Genomic DNA, 19,532 nt, shown 5'->3' on the forward strand with positions numbered 1-19,532 from the left:
ATTCTGCTGGCTGCATGCCAGGCAATAAAAAGCCGCCTTTAACGGCGGCTTCTTATTCTGCATCGTTACGCTTGCGGGCGCATATGCGGGAACAGGATCACGTCGCGAATCGACGGTGAGTTGGTCAACAACATCACCAGACGGTCGATACCGATACCTTCACCGGCAGTCGGCGGCATGCCGTATTCCAGGGCGCGGACGAAGTCGGCATCGTAGTGCATGGCTTCGTCGTCACCGGCGTCCTTGTCGGCTACCTGTGCCATGAAGCGCTCTGCCTGGTCTTCTGCGTCATTAAGCTCGGAGTAGGCGTTGGCGATTTCACGGCCACCGATGAACAGCTCAAAACGGTCAGTAACGTTCGGGTTCTCGTCGTTGCGACGGGCCAGCGGCGACACTTCGAACGGGTACTGGGTAATGAAGTGCGGTTGCTCCAGCTTGTGCTCGACCAACTCTTCGAAAATCATCACTTGCAGCTTGCCCAGACCTTCGAAGCCCAGCACCTTGGCGCCGGCTTTCTTGGCGATGGCGCGAGCCTTGTCGATGTCGTTGAGGTCGTCAGCGGTCAGCTCGGGGTTGTACTTGAGGATCGAGTCGAATACCGACAGTCGCACAAACGGTTCGCCAAAGTGGAACACCTTGTCACCGTACGGTACGTCTGTAGTGCCCAGAACCAGCTGCGCCAGTTCACGGAACAGCTCTTCGGTCAGGTCCATGTTGCCTTCGTAGTCGGCGTAAGCCTGGTAGAACTCCAACATGGTGAATTCAGGGTTGTGACGGGTCGACACGCCTTCGTTACGGAAGTTGCGGTTGATCTCGAACACTTTCTCGAAACCACCCACCACCAGACGCTTGAGGAACAGTTCCGGCGCGATGCGCAGATACATGTCCATGTCCAGGGCATTGTGGTGGGTTTCAAACGGCTTGGCCGCAGCGCCACCCGGGATGGTTTGCAGCATCGGCGTTTCGACTTCCAGGAAGTCGCGTGCCATCAGGAAGCTGCGAATGTGGGCAATCACTTGCGAACGTACACGGAAGGTGTGACGCACGTCTTCGTTAACGATCAAGTCAACGTAACGCTGGCGATAGCGCTGCTCGGTGTCGGTCAGACCGTGGTGCTTGTCCGGCAGCGGACGCAGGGATTTGGTCAGCAGGCGCACGCTGGTCATTTCAACGTACAGGTCACCTTTGCCGGAGCGGGCCAGGGTGCCTTCAGCGGCAATGATGTCGCCCAGGTCCCAGGTTTTTACTTCGGCCAGGGTTTCTTCCGGCAGGGTCTTGCGGTTGACGTAGACCTGGATGCGACCGGACATGTCCTGGATCACCATGAACGAGCCACGGTTAAGCATGATGCGACCGGCAACCTTCACCGGAATGGCGGCTTCGGCCAGCTCTTCCTTGGACGCTTGCGCATACTTCTTCTGCAGGTCAGCGCAGAGGCTGTCACGGCGGAAGTCATTCGGGAAGGCATTGCCCTTGGCACGCACGGCAGCAAGCTTTTCCTTGCGCAGGGCGATCAGGGCATTTTCTTCCTGTTGCAGGTCTTGCGGGTCGAGTTGTTGGTCGCTCATGTCTTTAAAAATTCCATCACAGTTCTGTTGCCCCCGCCTTGCGGCAGGGGGAAGCGGGCTTTGGCGCGCCCTCTGGGCATCGCACTGGCTTCGCACACGTTTTGTTGCCGACTTACAGCCCTTGTTTCAGGCTGGCTATCAGGTATTCGTCGATATCGCCGTCGAGCACCTTGTCGCAGTCGCTGCGCTCGATATTGGTACGCAAATCCTTGATCCGCGAGGCGTCGAGAACGTACGAGCGGATCTGATGACCCCAGCCGATGTCCGACTTGGTGTCTTCCAGGGCCTGGGAAGCGGCATTGCGCTTCTGGATTTCCTGCTCGTAAAGACGCGCCCGCAGCATTTTCATCGCGGTGTCTTTGTTCGCATGCTGGGAACGTTCGTTCTGGCAGCTCACCACGGTATTGGTCGGCACGTGAGTGATACGTACGGCCGAGTCAGTGGTGTTTACGTGCTGACCACCCGCTCCGGAGGAGCGATAGGTATCGATCCGCAGGTCAGAGGGGTTGATGTCGATTTCGATGTTGTCATCGATTTCCGGCGAAACGAATACAGCCGAAAACGAGGTATGACGGCGGTTGCCCGAATCGTACGGGCTTTTGCGTACCAGACGATGGACGCCAATCTCGGTGCGCAACCAACCAAATGCGTATTCGCCTTTGATATGAACGGTTGCACCCTTGATACCGGCAACTTCACCGGCGGACAGTTCCATGATGGTGGCATCGAAGCCGCGCTTGTCGGCCCAACGCAAATACATCCGCAGCAGGATATTGGCCCAGTCTTGCGCTTCGGTGCCACCGGAGCCAGCCTGGATGTCCAGGTACGCGTTGTTGGCATCCATCTCACCACTGAACATGCGGCGGAATTCGAGTTTTTCAAGAGCTTCGCGCAGGCGTTCAACTTCAGCAGCCACGTCATCGACGGCGCCCTGGTCTTCTTCCTCGGCGGCCATCACCAGCAGGTCTTTGGCATCGGCCAGGCCTGTGTGCATCTCATCGAGGGTTTCAACGATCTGCGCCAGCAGGGAGCGCTCGCGCCCCAGTTCCTGGGCGTATGCAGGGTTGTTCCAGACACTCGGATCTTCAAGCTCGCGATTGACTTCGGTCAGACGCTCATGCTTTTGATCGTAGTCAAAGATACCCCCGAATGGTTTCGGAGCGCTCTGACAGGTCCTTGATGCTGTTAAGGATCGGGTTGATTTCCATGGCTGGCGGCACTCTCAGGCGATTTTTACAAAGCCGGGGAGTATACCGTAAACCGAGCGTATCAGCAGCCCGCCTGGCGGGGTTATGTGGCCAGTGACAACAGGTCGCAAGCCTTCTTCGATGAGCGATACGTCGCACACGATTATGGGCACAGAATTACATCTGAAAGACGAGGCCATCTCAGCCGTACGACAAGTTTGAATACTACATAGGAATAATTACCCAATTTGAGAGAAAAGTACTACACGCCAAATAATTGCACTTAAAAACCTGCACCGCTATACCTACAACACACTTACAACACCTGACTACCTGATACCCACACGCCATACCCGAACAACCAATAATTAAATGGCAGCCCCATGTCGAACTTAGCGAACGGTCACTCATTCGGTATAGCGACCCCCCACTTCAAGTCCTCGATGATGGCCATGCAGGCCTATCTAACATCAGGGGCGACCCCGCATGCCTTATTAAGTGCAGCCGTGTCACTGACGTATAACCTCCCGCACTTATGCGGCCTGGGAGGCGACGCAATTATCATGCAATCAACCCCCCATAACCTGGCCATCTTCAACGGAACGGGCAGAACAGGTTTTCACCAGCATCACGACAACTACTTGCATAAAGGCCTTGTATCAATTCCTCGCAGAGGGATTTACAGCACCATGATCTATGGCTGCCCTTCAGCTTATGATCGTTATACACGCCTACATGACATCGACTTGAACGGCGTATTTAAACACCTGCACGACAATGACTTGAAACATGGCGTGGTGGCGTCCAGCAGTTTGATTCAGGCGTTTGATAACAGCACTAAAGACTCACTCAGACAGACACGATTTTCACAATGGAACAAATACTTTATTCAACAGCAAGATCCAGCGCCCTTCTACCGTCAAACCCTGGCCGCTTTGGCGCGTGAAGGTTTTGCATCCATGTACAGGGGGCAGTTGGCGGCGCAGGTATTTGACGCGCTGTCGACCTGTGACCCGCATTTGTATACACCTGAAGATTTTTCCGACTTTACCCCTAACCCCTCAGAAGTAAAAAAAACCACTTTCATGCACGCCAATGTCACGGCGCATGGCAGTAACAGTCCATGGAAAGAGCTGTTCCTGCTCTTGAAAGTCTACCAGTGGAGTGCCGAAGACACGGCCTTGCTCACACCGGCACAGCTCTGTACGGCAGCCGGGCTGATCGACAGCTGGGTGGCATCGCCGCTTTCTTCAGAGACGCACAGCGATGACAGCCTGAGCCAACAGGCCGCCCTGATCTATCAACAGCTCAAATTCGACAACCCCGAACCTGTGCCTCAATTGTCCAAACCCTCCCACACCATCTTTATGGCATGTGCCGAGGCCGACGGGACCCTGACCGGCATAACCAACTCCATCTTTACCCCCCTGGGGTCACTGTTCGAGATCGATGACACAGGCATTATCCTGAGCAACCGGGCATTCTCATTCAATGGCCCCCATCTGGGTTCGACCTTCAAGGGCAACACAGCCGCCAAACACACCACCAACTGCGTGCGTGTCACCACCGATCACCTGGAATTTATCATTGGTACATCCGGGGGGCCTGTGCAGTCCCAGACACTGGCGTACGTCATCTACAAAATTATCGCTGAGCAATGCCCGGTTCAAACCGCCCTGTCGAGCCCGCGCTTTGCCAATCTGGGCCGGCACCCGAAGACAAACGGCATTACCTATTTAAGCGAATCCGCACAAACGAACCCGATATTTACCTGTACTCACGGGCTATCCGATAAATTCGGGGTGGTACAGCTGGCTGGCATCAACACCCTGACCGGTCAGGTTTTCGCCGCTGCAGACCCTCGTGGCAGCGGTGTGGCGCTGGCGGTATGAAGGCTCACGTTTGCGGTTCAGGCCATGCAGCCATACTGACTGTCGCCAGTGCTTTCTTTCTGGAAGTACTGGATGCAACCATCATGCTGATGGCCATCATCCCCATGGCCAACGACCTGGGCGCCAGCATCAGCGGCGTGACACTGTCACTGGCCACCTATCTACTGGCCCTGGTCTTGTTCCTGCCCCTGAGCGGGCATTTGTTCAACCGTTTCGCGCTTGCCCAACAATTCCTGTGCGGCCTGGCGATTTTTTGCCTCGCCTCCCTGGCCTGCGCCATCAGCCAGAATATTTACCTGCTGTGCATCGCCCGCCTTGTCCAGGGCTTTGGCAGTGCGTTGGTGGTACCTGCCGGACGAGCCTTGATCCTGGCCAACACCCCGAAGATTGCCATTCCCAAAACCATGGCCTGGCTGATTGCGCCTGCGCTCGTCGCCCCGATGGTTGCCCCCTATATGGCCAACCTGCTGTTAAACATCGGCAACTGGCGACTGATTTTTGCCTCTATCGGACTCTTTGCCGCAGGATTGATTATTGCCTGCCGCATCACCCTGTACTCACTGCCTGCCCCTGAAACCCCGCGTTTACAGCTTGATAAACATGCCTACGCACTATGGGCACTGTCCTCATCGGCCTTGTTCATGATGTTTATGGCGGCTTCGAATAACTGGCTCTTCTGCAGCGTTCTGGCCGCAGGTGCAATGCTCTATGGCAGCAAACGGCTGTGCACTAGGCTGCACCAGCACGCGAAGGCGCAATTGTTTGATTTGTCCTTGCTCAATGATCCAGCGTTCAAGTTCAACATTTTCTCCGGCAGTTTGTTCCGTATCAGCATTTATGCATTTCCAACGCTGCTGATTATTCACCTCATGAAAAACTCGAATTATTCGCCCGTTTCGATGGGCCACTGCCTGTTGTTTATTTTCGCCGGCAACCTTGTTTCAAAACCACTGGCAGTCCGGCTATTAACGGGCTGCCGCTGCCTGAAACGCTATTTCATCTATTCGGCACTGACGACATCCGTCACGTTGGGCCTGTTTCTTTTCCCGCCACTGCTCAGCCAACTACCGGCACTGTGGTTGATGTGTTTTCTACACGGTTGCGCACGCTCATTTCAATTTCTCGGCTACTCATCCACCGCACTGCGCAATGTGCAACAGCACCGCATGCATCACGCCAATATCCTGATCAGTTCGGTGATGCAACACAACGCCCTGATCGGCCAGGCACTACCTGCCCTTCTGAGTGCTTTCTTTATTCCCGAACACCTGCCGTTCTTCACGATCGGCATGTCCACCGTGACGCTTGCGTCACTTCTTACCGTGCTGGGCGCACTGCGCCTGCCCAACTCAAACAGGAGCCATATCGACCCCATGCACTTCAAGTCCGATTAACGGAAAACCTGGGTATGTCCCGTACTCATGTGGTGTTACGCAAGGAGCTGAAGATGAAAGCATTGACGTTGAAAACCACCGTTGAAATTCCGATAGAGGGCGTTCCTCAACTCACCCGATTTGTGTCCTTTGAAGGTGTCGATAAAGAACACTTCGCGCTATTGATTGGTGACTGTCAAACCACTCCCGTACTCACCCGGGTTCATTCCGAGTGCCTGACAGGCGATGTATTCGGCTCAAAGCGTTGCGATTGCGGCGCCCAGCTCAAAGAAGCCCTGTCGCAAATAGCCGCGCGAGGGGGTGGCGTATTGATCTATCTGCGTCAGGAAGGGCGCGGTATTGGCCTGTACTCCAAGTTCGATGCCTACCTGCTGCAAAACCAGGGCATTGATACCTTCACTGCCAACGAGATGCTCGGGTACGCCGATGACTTGAGAGAGTTTGAAAGTGCGGGGGCCATGCTCAAGGCCCTGCATATTCATCACATCGACCTGATTACCAACAACCCGGCAAAAATCCTGGCCCTGGAAAATTGCGATATCACCATCAATACCACCCTGCCCTCCGGGGTTTTCCTGACCGTCGAAAACGAGGACTACCTGCGCAGCAAAATCAATAAAAAACACCATACGATCAACTTGAAAAACAAAAAATGGTGATCGCAATGAGCACTTACATTCTGAATTTTTCACCTACAGGCATGCTACCGACAAAGCAGATGAACCCCCACACACCCATCAGCACCTCAGAAATTATCGACGATGTATTGATGGCCGCCGAACTGGGTGCGTCCATTGCGCACCTGCACGCCAGGGATCAAAAAACCGGCGAACCGACCTGCGACCTCAACACATTTGCCACTCTCTTCGAAGGCATCAGAAAATATAATAAACAACTGATTTTATGCGCCTCACTCAGTGGTCGAAACATTTCCGATCCAACTCTCAGAGCGCTGCCCCTGTCATTGGACGGTGACGCAAAACCCGATATGGGTTCATTGACCTTGTCGTCCATGAACTTTTCCACGCAGCCCAGCATTAATGCCCCGGCGACAATCAACTACCTCGCCGAACAAATGGCGCTAAAAGGCATCTCGCCCGAGGTTGAGATATTTGATAGCGGCATGTCGAACTACCTGCATTGCCTGATCAAAAAATCGTTAATGCCGCCCACTGTCTACGCCAATATTTTGCTGGGCAATATTTTTGGCGCACAGCCCAGTTTTGCGCACATGGCAGCCATTACCAGCTCACTGCCGGGCAATGTCGTCAGTTCTTTCGCCGGGCTGGGTAGCTATCAACTGCGCAGCAATACCCTGGCTCTCGCCTCTGGTCACGGCATCCGCATCGGCCTTGAAGACAATATCTGGCTCGACCATAAACGCACCACCCTGGCGAGTAATCGCAGCCTGCTCGAGCGCATCACCGCCATTGCCAACCTGCAGGAGTTGACACCCGCCACCCCCAGGCAGGTCAGGGAACAACTAGGACTGCAACCTGGACAAGGTCGCTATGGCTTGCCCCCTATCGTTGACTGATACGAGGAAACAGAAAATGGAGAATGTCTGGTTTACTCCCGAAAATTATCAACGCACCTCCAAAAACCTGCAGAGACGCTGTTTGAAACTATTGCTGTCGTTCGCGCCCCCCCAAGGCACATTGCTGGATGTCGGGTGCGGAACCGGTAATACCCTGCTCTTCACGGACAAAGAAAAGATTGAGCAGTACGTGGGCATTGATATTTCCGCTGACATGATTGCGTACGCCAACCGCACTCATGCAGCACCCAATATCAGATTTATGGTCAGCGACTTCCTGGACTGTTCCCTCGAACACTGGCCAGCGTTTGACGCAGCCGTCTGTGCCGCCTGCCTGCATTGGTTTATTCCCAACGAACAAACCGTTATCGATAAATTATTCAGGGCTTTGAAACCGGGCGGTTACTTATATTTATCCTGTGCGTTCGACTTCGATTATGTACAAGGTGAGCGATCGATCCAGGAGCGGGTGCTGACCGCTATCCGCCAGCAATACCCCTGTATTGCCGAGCCCGTGGTATTCGATGATTTCAGGTTCAACAGGCACTCCCTTGTCACGGCACTTCACGGTTTCGAGATCATTCGCTCGCACCGTATCGAGGAACCCGTGCACTTCAAGACGTTTGAAGATTTCAGGGATTGGCACCTGGGTAGCGGCTCCGTGGTCTATGGCCAGTTCGAAGAAAGCGTCCGCGACCTGGCAATCGCCGCTTACTATCAAAAACTCTATGAGCACTATTGCGCCGCAGAATACAAAACCGCGTATTCCACTGGCTTGATGCTGCTTAAAAGGAGGGCTGCCTGATGTATACCGGAATTGTTCAAGGCACTGCCCGGGTGCTGTCGGTGCACACGCAGGCTGGGCACAAACGTATCGTCCTGGCCCAGAAAGCCTCTCTATTCGAAAACGTTGATATCGGTGCCAGCGTGTCGGTCAACGGCACCTGCCTGACCGTCGTTGCCTACTCTGCAGGCACCGCGACGTTTGATATTTCTCACCGAACGGCCGAAATCACGACACTCAAACACTTGAGTATCGATGAGCAGGTCAATATTGAACGCTCACATCGAACTGGCGATGAGAATGGCGGGCACGCACTGTACGGCCATGTTGAAAGTACCGCGCAGGTCGTGTCGTGGCAGCCACTGGGCGAAACGGTGACTGCGCAACTCCAGCTGGATGCGTCGACCTTTGCCTACCTGTTCAAAAAGGGTTTTGTCGGTATGCATGGCTGCAGCCTCACCATCGATAGCCTGGATGAAGAGCGGCACTGGGTGACGGTCAACCTGATTGCGCAAACACTCGCCCTGACCAATTTGAGCAGCTTGCGGGTGGGCGACCGGGTCAATATCGAAATCGACCAGACCACCCGCACCCTGGTGGATACCCTTAGGACTACCCTGGCCCGCCTGCTCCCGGGAAACCTGTAGCGTGCGGCAAAGCAGTCATCGTTGATGCCATCGCGCGCAGGCTCGCTCCCACGACAGTGCTGTAAGCACTCCGGCTGTGTGAACGACACAATACCTGTGGAAGCTGGCTTGCCTGCGATGCAAGCGACAAGGTCTTGAGAGCAATCACTCAATACCCACCTGATTACGCCCATTCTTCTTGGCCAGGTAAAGCCCCTTGTCCGCCGCCGAAATCAGCTCACGGCAGTTGCTACCCTGCTGCGGGGTCATGGTCGACAGGCCAATACTGATGGTCAGGCTGGAGCCTGCTGTCGGCGAAATATGCGGGATTTTCATCGCTTCAACCGCCATGCGCAGTTTTTCTGCCACCAGCCGCGCGCCGCCCTGGGAAGTGTTGGGCAGTACAATGGCAAATTCCTCACCGCCATAACGGGCCGGCAAGTCAGATGGCCGGCTGCTGGCATCACGGATGCCCGCCGCCACCTTGCGCAACGCTTCATCGCCGTCCAGATGGCCAAATGAGTCGTTGTATGATTTGAAGTAATCAACATCGATCATCAACAACGACAATTGGTTCTGCTCACGCATGGCGCGACGCCATTCCAGCTCAAGGTATTCATCAAAGTGGCGGCGGTTGGACAGCCCGGTCAGGCCATCGGAGTTCATCAGCCGTTGCAGCACCAGATTGGTGTCCAGCAATTGCTGTTGGCTGACCCGTAGCGCACGGTAGGCAGCATCACGCTGCAACAGCGTCATGTAGGAGCGCGAGTGATAGCGGATACGCGCCACCAGTTCGATGTTGTCCGGCAGCTTCACCAGGTAATCATTGGCCCCGGCCGAGAACGCCGCGCTTTTGATCAACGGGTCCTCTTTGGTGGACAACACGATAATCGGGATATTTTGCGTCGCCGGGTGGTTGCGGTATTCGCGCACCAGGCTCAAGCCGTCCAGGCCCGGCATCACCAGATCCTGCAAAATCACCGTCGGCTTGATGCGGATAGCCTGGGCAATGGCCTGGTGCGGGTCGGCACAGAAGTGAAAATCAATGTTCTGTTCAAGGGCCAACCCTCGGCGCACGGCTTCGCCGATCATTGCCTGATCGTCTACCAGCAACACCATGGCCGCGTTTTCATCAGTTTTAACGTCGTCCAACTGCAAGTCGCTCATGCGCGTTCACCTGAATTACTGCCTTCAAGCCACTCTTGCCGGGTTCTACCAGTCATTTGGCAAATTTCTCCAGCAAGCGTGGCGCAATCTTGTCCAATGGGCGAATCTCGACTGCGGCATCGATGGCCGCTGCCGCTTTGGGCATTCCGTACACCGAGCTGCTCTGCTGATCCTGGGCAATGGTGAGAAACCCCTGCTGGCGCATGAGTTTAAGACCTTGAGCCCCGTCACGCCCCATGCCGGTCAACAGCACTCCCACCGCTTCACCATTCCAGTAGCGGGCAACACTTTCAAAAAAAACATCGATCGATGGCCGATAAATCTCATTGACCGGCTCGGCGGTGTAAGCCAGCGTGCCATTTTTCAATAGCCTGATATGGTGATTGGTGCCCGCCAGCAGCACAGTGCCCACCTGCGGCGTCTCCCCGTCGCGGGCCAGGCGCACATCAAGTCCGCACGAAGTGCTCAGCCACTCGGCCATACCTGCAGCAAACACCTGATCAACGTGCTGAACCAGTACGATAGCTGCCTCAAAGTTTCTCGGCAGACCTTTAAGCAGGGTTTCAAGTGCAGCCGGACCACCTGCCGACGAACCGATGGCCACCAGCCCTGCCCGCACACCCGGTACACGAGCATGGGTCACTACCGGCTTGACCCGTTTCTCACTCTGCCCCATCAACCAGCCAACATTGAGTATCTTGCGCAGCAAAGGCGCCGCCGCCTCTCTGGGGTTGCTGCCGCCCAGCACGGGGGTATCCACCACATCCAGCGCACCAAAGCCCATGGCCTCAAAAACACGGTGCACATTCTGCTCGCGGTCGATGGTGACAATCACAATCGCACAAGGGCTTTCAGCCATGATCCGGCGCGTGGCCTCGACGCCGTCCATGACCGGCATGATCAAGTCCATCAGAATCAGGTCCGGGGTGTTCTCGGCGCACAGGCGCACCGCCTCCTGACCATCACCGGCAACCCAGATCACATGGTGCGCGGGTTCGAACGCCAGCGCCCGGCGCAAGGCCTCAACCGCCAGGGGCATATCGTTGACGATGGCGATTCTCATGTCTGGGCTCCACCAATGAGTTCAACCACTGCGTCGAGCAGGGCATCGTCATGGAAACTCGCTTTGGCTAGATAATAGTCGGCGCCTGCATCCAGGCCGCGCCGACGGTCTTCTTCACGATCTTTGTACGACACCACCATCACCGGCATTGATTGCAATCGGTTATCGCGACGCAACAGGGTAACCAGTTCGATGCCATCCATGCGCGGCATATCGATGTCGGTAATCAACAAATCGAAATGTTCGGCACGCAGCGCGTTCCAGCCGTCCATGCCGTCAACCGCCACAGCCACTTCATAACCACGGTTGATCAGCAACTTGCGTTGCAGTTCGCGCACCGTCAATGAGTCATCCACCACCAGAATACGTTTGCGGGTCAATTCGGCGGTGTGCCGGTTACGCCGGTCGATACGCTCAAGACGCCCGGTATTAAGCAGTTTGTCTACCGAACGCAGCATGTCTTCGACATCTACGATCAGCACCGGTGAACCATCATCCAGCAAGGCCCCGGCGGAAATGTCCTGGACCTTGCCCAGACGCGGATCAAGGGGCAGGACCACCAGGGTGCGCTCACCGATAAAGCGCTCAACGGCCACGCCATAGACCGCGTCGCGTTCGCGAATCACCACCACCTTGAGGGTTTCGTCATCGCTCTGGCTGGCAGGGCGCTGCAACAATTGGCTGGCGGCAACCAGCCCCACATGGCGGCCTTCATGCCAGAAGTGCTGACGGCCTTCGAGCTGCACGATGTCGTCGGGCTCCAGGTCGCGCATGCGCTCGATATGGGCCAGCGGGAAGGCATAGGCTTCGTCGGCCACTTCAACCACCAGGCTGCGCACCACCGACAGAGTCAACGGCACTTCAAGATGGAAGCGGCTGCCATGCTGGGGGGTGTGCTCCAGCACAATGGCACCGCGCAACAGGCGCACCATATGCTGTACGGCATCCAGCCCCACACCGCGCCCCGATACTTCGGTGACGGTGTCGCGCAGACTGAAACCGGGTAAAAACAGAAAGGTCAGCAGCTCTTCTTCGCTCAGTTGCGCCACCGTCTCCTCGGTGGACAACTGACGCTCGACGATGGTGCGACGCAAACGGTCCAGATCGACACCGGCACCGTCATCGCTCAATTCCAGCACCAGCAGACCGGCCTGATGGGAGATGCGCAGGCGGATCAGGCCTTCGGCCGGTTTGCCCGCCAGCAAGCGCTGTTCCGGGGTTTCAATACCGTGGTCGACGGCATTGCGCAATAAATGGATCAAGGGTGCTTCGAGCTTTTCCAGCACGTCGCGGTCAACCTGGGTTTTCTCGCCTTCGATTTCCAGGCGGATCTGCTTGCCCAGGGCGCGACCCAAATCACGCACCATGCGCTCCTGCCCGACCAGCACATCGGCGAAGGGCCGCATGCGACACGCCAGTGCAGTGTCGTAGAGCAATTGCGCACGCTGGCCAGCCTGCCAGCAAAATTCGTCAAGTTCGGCGGTCTGCTCGCTGAGCAGGTGCTGGGACTCGGCCAGCATCTGCCGGGCATCGACCAGTGCCTGCTCGGCTTCATGGCTGATGCCCGAGACCTTGAGGTGTTCATTGAGCGTGTCCATGGCCCGCAAGTTGGTGCTTTGCATGCGTTTAAGCCGTTGCAATGTCACCAGAAAGGGTTTGAGGCGCTGGGTTTCCACCAGGGATTTGCTCGACAGATCGAGCAGGCTGTTAAGGCGCTGGGCCGTGACCCGCAGTACCCGCTCGCCGCTTTCGGTCAGACGCTGGGGGCGACGTGCTGGCTCCGCTGCCGGCTCGGCTGGCACCTCGACCTGACGCTCAACCACAGGTTCTGGCGCAAATTCGGGTACAGCTGGCGAGGGCATCAACAACAGCTGCGACACGTCAAATTCGGGCGGCGCCACCCGCGCACCGGGGGCAGACGGATCCAGCAGCTCATTCATGTGCGCCACATAGGCGTCGATGTCGTGAGGCGTGACAGTGTTGCCGGGGGTGGCAATGCGCATCAGCAGGTCGGTACCTTGCAACAAGGCATCAATGTGTTCGCGTTGCAGGTACAAACGGCCTTCCTGGGCACTGACCAGGCAGTCTTCCATGACATGGGACACGCTGACCCCGGCATCCACCCCGACAATCCGGGCTGCGCCCTTGAGCGAGTGGGCCGCGCGCATGCAGGCTTCCAGCTGGTCAGCCTGGGTCGGGTTGCGTTCCAGCGCCAGCAGGCCTTCGTTGAGCACCTGGGTTTGCGCCTCGGCCTCCAGGCTGAACAGCTCAAGCAGCGAGGCGTCGCGCATTTGCTCGGGGGTCATGTCAGGCTCCGGGTGATTGCGCTCAACAGTTGCTCTTCATCCAGTAAACGCAGGCTGCGGGTTTTCCACTGCAGCACACCCCGGGTGTATTTGGCGCTGACATGCTCGCCGGAGAGCGATGCAGCATTGATGTCGCCCTCGGCAATATTATGAATGCCATCCACCTCATCCACCGGCAGCACCACGGCTCCACCGTGGGCGGCCACAATCAGCATGCGCGGCATCACCCGCTGCGATGAGGCTCCCGGCGTGGCTGGGTCAAGCCCCAGCAGTTCAACCAGCGACAGGCACGGCACCAGAGTACCGCGCACATTGGCCACACCGCGCAAGGCCCGGGAACGCTGGTGCGGCAGGGAGTGAATGGTTTGCATCGGTGCCACTTCATCCAGGCAACGCGTGGGCAGCCCCAGCCACTCCTCACTCAGGCGGAAAATCACCAGTGAGCAGGTTGCAACCTTTTGCTCATGGGCCTGCGGGGCATAAAGCTCCTGGCTTTGCTGCTCAAATGAATAGCGGTCGAGCAAACGGGTCGCGGCAGCAGCATACGTGTCGCAGTTGCGGCAATGGATATGCTGGGGCAGCAACGGGCAGCTTTTGTCACCGTAGATGCCAATGCGGTTCCAGCAGTCATCAATGGCCTGCGCTTCGGAGTGAATCAAGCTCTGTGCTGCTAAAGCGCTCATTGTTTACGCTCACTTTGAGTGGAACGCCCGTTACGGGCTGCGCGCTCGTGCAAGCGCCGGGCGCCTGCTTCATCGCCTTGTGAAGCCAACAGCGCTGCCAGATGGGCCAGCGCTTCCGAATGCTGGGGTTCCAGGTACAGCGCCTTGCGATAGAAGCCCTGGGCCTCTGAGGTCTGGCCCTGCACATCGCTGAGCAGGCCCAACCAGTAAAACACCTCGGCCTGCGGGTCATGCCGCTGCAAGAACTGTTCGCAGACCGCACGCGCCTCAAGGCTTTTGCCTTCATTGGCCAGGCTGGCAATCTGTTCAAGCAACAGACCCGGCCCATCCACTGGCGAAGCCGATTTTTGCCCGATCGGGGCTTGCGCGCGCGGGGCAAAAGGCCGGCTGGCCGGTGTCGGCACAGGCGCTGGCGCTTTTGGTCGTGCCAGTGGCTTGAGTTCGGCAAGCACAGGGCGCGCTGCCGGCAATGGCTCATGATTGTGGCAAAAGGCAAACGACTGCGGAGCACCGATCGAACGCATGCCCAGCCGGTTGAGCAAGCTGCCTTCGGCCGGACCTATAAATAAAACACCATCATCACGGGTCAGGCGCTTGAGCACATCAAGGGCCTGCTGCTGGGTTTTAAGATCAAAGTAGATCAACAGGTTGCGGCAGAACACAAAGTCATAAGGCTCGTGGCTGGCGAGCAGTATCGGATCCAGCAGATTGCCTGCGGTGAAGCTGACCTGCCCGCAGACCCGCTCCGACAACTGATAACCATCGCTCTCGACACAGAAGTAGCGCTCACGAAAATCTGTTGGCTGACCTCGAAAGGAGTTTTTGCCATACAGCGCGTTTTGCGCACGCTGCACCGAAAGCGGACTGACATCCAGGGCGTCGACCTTGAATTGGTGTGCAGCAAAGCCGGCATCGAACAGTGCCATGGCAATCGAATACGGCTCTTCGCCGGTCGAACACGGCAGACTCAGGATACGCAACGGGCGTCGGCTGCCGATTTCCGCCAGGCGCTGCCTGGCCAGGCGGCCCAGGGTGGCAAAGGATTCGGGGTAACGGAAGAACCAGGTCTCGGGCACGATCACCGATTCGATCAGGGCTTGCTGTTCATCCTGGGAACTGAGCAGGCGCTGCCAGTAGCGATCGTTATCAGCCATGCCCAATGCAATGCAGCGCTGGCGTACGGCACGTTCGATAATCGCCGGGCCGACCGATGCCACATCCAGGCCGATGCGCTGCTTCAAATAGTCAAAAAAACGCTGATCAAGACTCATGGCGCCACCTGGACGCAGGTGTCATCTTCGCCCTGCGCAAAAAGCAGAGCAGACACCGCAGGGCTGAGCAGATCGTCGACACTTAACCACTGCAACAGCCCGGCCTCATCTTTACGCACCGGTCCCAGGTAAGGCGCATCGCGGTTATCGACACCGTAGGGCTGAAACTCCGCCGGATCGCAGCGCAAAGTGTCACTGGCCTGTTCAAGCAGCAGGCCGAGCAATTGCCCGCGATAATTGACCAGCACCAGCCGGGTGCTGGTGCGGGCTACGGCGGCGGTGCCAAAGGTCATGGCACTGATATCGATCACCGGAACCATTCGATCACGATGAGCAAAAACCCCCGCTACCCACTCGGGGGCATGGGCTATGGGCTTGAGAGGCAAGCGCGGCAACACTTCGACCACATCGCCAGCGGCCAGTGCATAGCGCTCGTTACCAATATAAAACACCAGAAACAGGCGTTTTTGCGACACCTTGGCGCCCGGTTTTTTGGCTGAAAGCTCGCTCATCAGACTTTGAAACGCGAAACGCCGCTGCGCAACCCAACGGCAACCTGACTCAATTCGTCGATCGCGAAGCTGGCCTGACGCAGGGACTCGACGGTCTGGCTGCTGGCATCACCCAATTGCACCAGCGCAAGGTTGATCTGCTCGGCACCGGTAGCCTGAGCCTGCATGCCTTCATTGACCATCAGTACACGCGGCGCCAGGGCCTGAACCTGATGGATGATCTGCGACAGCTGCTCGCCCACTTGCTGCACTTCGGACATGCCGCGGCGTACTTCTTCAGAGAACTTGTCCATGCCCATCACGCCCGCCGACACTGCCGACTGAATCTCGCGCACCATCTGCTCGATATCGTAGGTAGCCACGGCAGTCTGGTCGGCCAAACGGCGCACTTCGGTAGCAACCACAGCAAAACCGCGGCCGTATTCACCGGCTTTTTCAGCTTCAATGGCCGCGTTAAGCGACAGCAAATTGGTCTGGTCGGCGACCTTGACGATGGTCACCACCACCTGGTTGATGTTACCGGCCTTCTCGTTGAGGATCGCCAGCTTGGCGTTGACCAGATCGGCAGCCCCCATCACCGAGTGCATGGTTTCTTCCATGCGGGCCAGGCCCTGCTGCCCGGAACCAGCCAGGATCGAAGCCTGGTCGGCTGCCGAGGTCACTTCGGTCATGGTGCGCACCAGATCACGGGACGTGGCGGCAATTTCCCGGGAAGTTGCACCTATTTCCGTAGTGGTGGCTGCGGTTTCAGTGGCTGTGGCCTGTTGTTGCTTGGAGGTAGCGGCTATTTCCGTAACCGACGTAGTGACCTGCACCGAAGAGCGCTGGGCCTGGGACACCAACGTAGTCAGCTCGGCCATCATGTCGTTGAAGCCGGTTTCCACCGCGCCAAACTCGTCCTTGCGCTCCAGATTCAAGCGCGAGCTCAGGTCACCGGAACGCATCACTTCCAGAATCGTGACGATACGCTGCATCGGCGACATGATTGCGCGCAGCAACAGGAAGCCACACAGCGCTGCTGCAAGTACGGCAATAACCAGGGAAATGATCATGCTGATCTTGGCAGTCAATACGGCGTGACCAATATTGTCAGTGGCGAGCTTGGCCGACTCGCTGTTGCCTTCAATGATGCTATTGAGCAACTTGCGGCCTTCCATCCAGGCTGGAGCCAGTTGCTCACTAAGCACCTTGTGGGCCTGGGCGTAATCCTTGTTCTGATAGAGATCAAGAATTTTCGCCAACACCACGCCGTACTCTCCATGCAGACGCTCGAAGTCGTCGAAGTGGGCCCTGTCTTCACCTTCAAAAATAGTGCCGCGATAGTTATCCAGTTCTTTGTTCAAGCGGTCTTCGTAGCTGGCGTACAACTTGCGGTCTTCGTTGGTCAGGTCACGCTGATTAAGCGAGCCCACCAGCTCCAGGGTCAGGACATAGCTGTCGACCCAGGCGCTACGAATCATCGAACTGTAATAGACCCCGGGAATCGAGTCGGTTTGCACCTTTTCTTCACTGGTTTCGATCGACAGCAGGCGCGAGTAAGACGCAACAACCATCAGCAGCATAATGGCGATGATTACAGCAAAGCTCGCCAAGATGCGTTGGCGTAACGTCCAGTTCTTCACAGTCGATCCTCGGGTGCCATTCAAATGAAGGTGAGTATAGCCGAGGGTAAGCAATGATTCGTACAGGCGTTGAGACAGATCTCACAGCAATAGACAAAAATTCCTACATGCAAAACTTCAAACCTGTGGGAGGGCTGTTGTCAGAACATCAATGCATTGGTCAGGTCGCCCATGGGCGCTTGCCCCCGCGCCTTCATGGCATCGTCACGTTGCTTGAGGCCATCCAGCACTTCCAGCTGATGCACCCGGCTAATCAGGCGCAGAATCGAAGCGGTGTCATACACCGTGTGATCCACCGTCCCCTTGCGTGCGAAAGGTGATACCACCAGAGCCGGAATCCTTGTACCCGGCCCCCAGCGATCACCTTTGGGCGGTGCAACGTGATCCCACCAGCCACCGTTTTCGTCCACGGTAAGCACGATCACCATGTTTTGCCATTGCGGGCTGTTGCGCAGCACCTTGAGCACACGGTCAAGGTGCCGGTCACCAGCAGCCACATCGGCATAGCCAGCGTGCAGGTTGAGGTTGCCCTGAGGCTTGTAGAAACTCACGGCTGGCAGGCTGCCAGCCTCGGCGTCAGCCAGAAAGCGGTTGCTGCCGGACTCATCGCCCAGGCCTGCGTCGCGCAGGCGCTTGCTGCGCTCCTGCGGGTTCTGCGGGCCTTGTTGAACAAAGTAGTTGAATGGCTGGTGGTGGTACTGGAAGTTGGGGATCTTGGGGATCCCGTCCGAGCCCTTGAACTGCTCCAGCGTGGCCTGCCAGGCCCCCGCGTACCAGGCCCAGTCAATGTTCTTTTTGCTCAATTTGTCGCCGATATGCTCATGGCTTTGTGGCACCAGTACGCTTGGCAGGTCGGGCTTGGCATAGTCGGGACGCTCGGGATCGCGGATCCAGGTCGGCCAGTAAGGCGGCGCCATGGTGTTGACTGCAAAACCGTCCGGCGTGAGAGCGCTGGGACCGAACTGCGCGGCGCCGGTCATGGCGCTGGCCGGGGATTTGTCCAGAGGCTTCAAGCGTGTACCGGCAGGGTCATCGCCCTGCAAAACAGCAATCTGCGCCTCGGCAACAGAGGTATTCGCGTTCGGATAGAACGGCACCGCTGCGCTGATCAGGTATTGGTGGTTAAGGAACGAACCGCCAAAAGCCCCCTGGAAGAAGTTGTCGCACAGTACGAATTCACGGGCTACGTCCCACAGACGCAGCGAATACTGCGACTGGGCGTAGTAGCCCATGGGCAAGCCGCCGGAATCCCCCCAGGCCACGAACTGGTCGTTCTTGCCATCGTTGATCTGCATCTGGTTCTGATAGAACACATGCCACAGGTCGCGGGTCACCAGATTCAACGGCAGATCTTGCTGATTCGGCCCTTTCAGCGCGAAGGGGGCGTTGGGCAGGTTCTCCTGAAACTGCTCACCCGGCGCATAGGTCACGCCATCTACCGTCTGCGGTCCCACTTGCAGCAGCCCGCCCCATATCGGTGGCAGGGTCTGTAGCAGGCTGCCATCACGGTCGCGTTGCTGGTAGTCGGCGGGTTTGAGGGCCGACAACGGCTTCTCGACACCGGGGAAATTTGCAAACAGGTTGTTGAAGCTGCGGTTCTCGGCATAGATCACCACGATGGTCTTGACCTGTTCGTGGAGCTTTTTGTCCAGCTCGGCCGGGGTCAGCGGTTGCGGCCTGACGGGGGGTTCATGCTGACTGCTGCCGCAAGCGCTCAAGGTGGCCGCGCCAACGCCCAGTGCGGCAGCACCGGCGAGGAAGCGACGGCGGCTGCTGTCGGCCGGGCATTGGGTGTCCTGGTCTTTCTTGTCGCTCATTGCGGCTTCCTGATTACACGTAACAAATTATTTCTGGCGGGCAGGATAACAGGGGATTATGACGGGGAAGTTGCAGTGGATCGAAGCCACGAAGCATAAAAAA

Annotated in this window: 16 protein-coding genes; 6 read left to right on the plus strand and 10 right to left on the minus strand. The window is 57.1% G+C overall.

The features are described 5' to 3' along the window. Nucleotides 1–65: 65 nt before the first annotated feature. Together lysS and prfB are read right to left on the minus strand one after the other, a co-directional pair. Complete coding sequence (gene lysS, locus QN377_RS03025; protein WP_322212462.1) at nucleotides 66–1,568, minus strand: lysine--tRNA ligase; 1,503 nt, start codon at nucleotides 1,566–1,568, stop codon at nucleotides 66–68. A 112-nt stretch (nucleotides 1,569–1,680) separates the two neighbouring features. After that, nucleotides 1,681–2,776, minus strand: a protein-coding gene (gene prfB, locus QN377_RS03030) for a peptide chain release factor 2 (RefSeq protein WP_322212461.1) whose coding sequence is annotated in 2 segments (ribosomal slippage) — nucleotides 1,681–2,703 and nucleotides 2,705–2,776 — 1,095 coding nt in all. Because the reading frame shifts where the segments join, the coding sequence is not laid out codon by codon here. Nucleotides 2,777–3,198: 422 nt separating this feature from the next. Between prfB and QN377_RS03035 the strand changes: the two genes are divergently transcribed. The 6 genes from QN377_RS03035 to QN377_RS03060 are packed head-to-tail and all read left to right on the plus strand — an operon-like array spanning nucleotide 3,199 to nucleotide 9,009. After that, nucleotides 3,199–4,647 carry a gamma-glutamyltransferase gene (locus QN377_RS03035; RefSeq protein ID WP_322212460.1) on the plus strand — a complete coding sequence of 483 codons (1,449 nt, stop codon included), beginning with the start codon at nucleotides 3,199–3,201 and terminating at the stop codon, nucleotides 4,645–4,647. Beyond that, nucleotides 4,644–6,041: an MFS transporter gene (locus QN377_RS03040; RefSeq protein WP_322212459.1), complete on the plus strand. Its 1,398-nt coding sequence runs from the start codon at nucleotides 4,644–4,646 to the stop codon at nucleotides 6,039–6,041. The genes QN377_RS03035 and QN377_RS03040 overlap by 4 nt, the downstream gene beginning before the upstream one ends. A 14-nt stretch (nucleotides 6,042–6,055) precedes the next feature. Then, nucleotides 6,056–6,700 carry a GTP cyclohydrolase II RibA gene (ribA, locus tag QN377_RS03045; protein WP_232527636.1) on the plus strand — a complete coding sequence of 215 codons (645 nt, stop codon included), beginning with the start codon at nucleotides 6,056–6,058 and terminating at the stop codon, nucleotides 6,698–6,700. Between the two features lie 5 nt (nucleotides 6,701–6,705). Beyond that, complete coding sequence (locus tag QN377_RS03050; RefSeq protein ID WP_095001395.1) at nucleotides 6,706–7,578, plus strand: 3-keto-5-aminohexanoate cleavage protein; 873 nt, start codon at nucleotides 6,706–6,708, stop codon at nucleotides 7,576–7,578. A gap of 16 nt (nucleotides 7,579–7,594) precedes the next feature. Beyond that, nucleotides 7,595–8,383, plus strand: a complete 789-nt coding sequence (locus tag QN377_RS03055; RefSeq protein WP_322212455.1) for a class I SAM-dependent methyltransferase — start codon at nucleotides 7,595–7,597, stop codon at nucleotides 8,381–8,383. After that, nucleotides 8,383–9,009: a riboflavin synthase subunit alpha gene (locus QN377_RS03060; protein ID WP_095018188.1), complete on the plus strand. Its 627-nt coding sequence runs from the start codon at nucleotides 8,383–8,385 to the stop codon at nucleotides 9,007–9,009. Before QN377_RS03055 ends, QN377_RS03060 begins: the two co-directional genes overlap by 1 nt. Nucleotides 9,010–9,153: 144 nt before the next feature. Here QN377_RS03060 and QN377_RS03065 read toward each other — a convergent pair whose 3' ends face one another. From QN377_RS03065 to QN377_RS03100, 8 genes are all read right to left on the minus strand, one after another. Then, a complete protein-coding gene (locus tag QN377_RS03065) occupies nucleotides 9,154–10,155 on the minus strand; it encodes a diguanylate cyclase (RefSeq protein ID WP_095001271.1) in 1,002 nt (333 codons plus the stop codon). Between the two features lie 52 nt (nucleotides 10,156–10,207). Next, a complete protein-coding gene (locus QN377_RS03070) occupies nucleotides 10,208–11,218 on the minus strand; it encodes a chemotaxis response regulator protein-glutamate methylesterase (RefSeq protein WP_095001270.1) in 1,011 nt (336 codons plus the stop codon). Then, nucleotides 11,215–13,524, minus strand: a complete 2,310-nt coding sequence (locus tag QN377_RS03075; protein WP_095018190.1) for a hybrid sensor histidine kinase/response regulator — start codon at nucleotides 13,522–13,524, stop codon at nucleotides 11,215–11,217. Before QN377_RS03075 ends, QN377_RS03070 begins: the two co-directional genes overlap by 4 nt. Beyond that, on the minus strand, nucleotides 13,521–14,207 hold the full coding sequence (locus QN377_RS03080) for a chemotaxis protein CheW (protein WP_095001268.1): 687 nt from the start codon (nucleotides 14,205–14,207) through the stop codon (nucleotides 13,521–13,523). Before QN377_RS03080 ends, QN377_RS03075 begins: the two co-directional genes overlap by 4 nt. Next, nucleotides 14,204–15,478, minus strand: coding sequence for a CheR family methyltransferase (locus QN377_RS03085; protein WP_095018191.1), 1,275 nt, complete (start codon nucleotides 15,476–15,478; stop codon nucleotides 14,204–14,206). The genes QN377_RS03080 and QN377_RS03085 overlap by 4 nt, the downstream gene beginning before the upstream one ends. Next, nucleotides 15,475–15,990, minus strand: a complete 516-nt coding sequence (locus QN377_RS03090) for a chemotaxis protein CheW (RefSeq protein WP_095020557.1) — start codon at nucleotides 15,988–15,990, stop codon at nucleotides 15,475–15,477. Before QN377_RS03090 ends, QN377_RS03085 begins: the two co-directional genes overlap by 4 nt. Beyond that, nucleotides 15,990–17,612, minus strand: coding sequence for a methyl-accepting chemotaxis protein (locus QN377_RS03095; protein WP_095001265.1), 1,623 nt, complete (start codon nucleotides 17,610–17,612; stop codon nucleotides 15,990–15,992). Before QN377_RS03095 ends, QN377_RS03090 begins: the two co-directional genes overlap by 1 nt. A 140-nt stretch (nucleotides 17,613–17,752) precedes the next feature. Continuing rightward, nucleotides 17,753–19,429 (minus strand): acid phosphatase, encoded by a 1,677-nt coding sequence (locus QN377_RS03100; RefSeq protein WP_095020556.1) that lies wholly within the window; start codon nucleotides 19,427–19,429, stop codon nucleotides 17,753–17,755. Between the last annotated feature and the right edge of the window lie 103 nt (nucleotides 19,430–19,532).

The organism is Pseudomonas sp. CCC4.1 (genome assembly GCF_035019225.1).
GTDB lineage: Bacteria > Pseudomonadota > Gammaproteobacteria > Pseudomonadales > Pseudomonadaceae > Aquipseudomonas > Aquipseudomonas bubulae.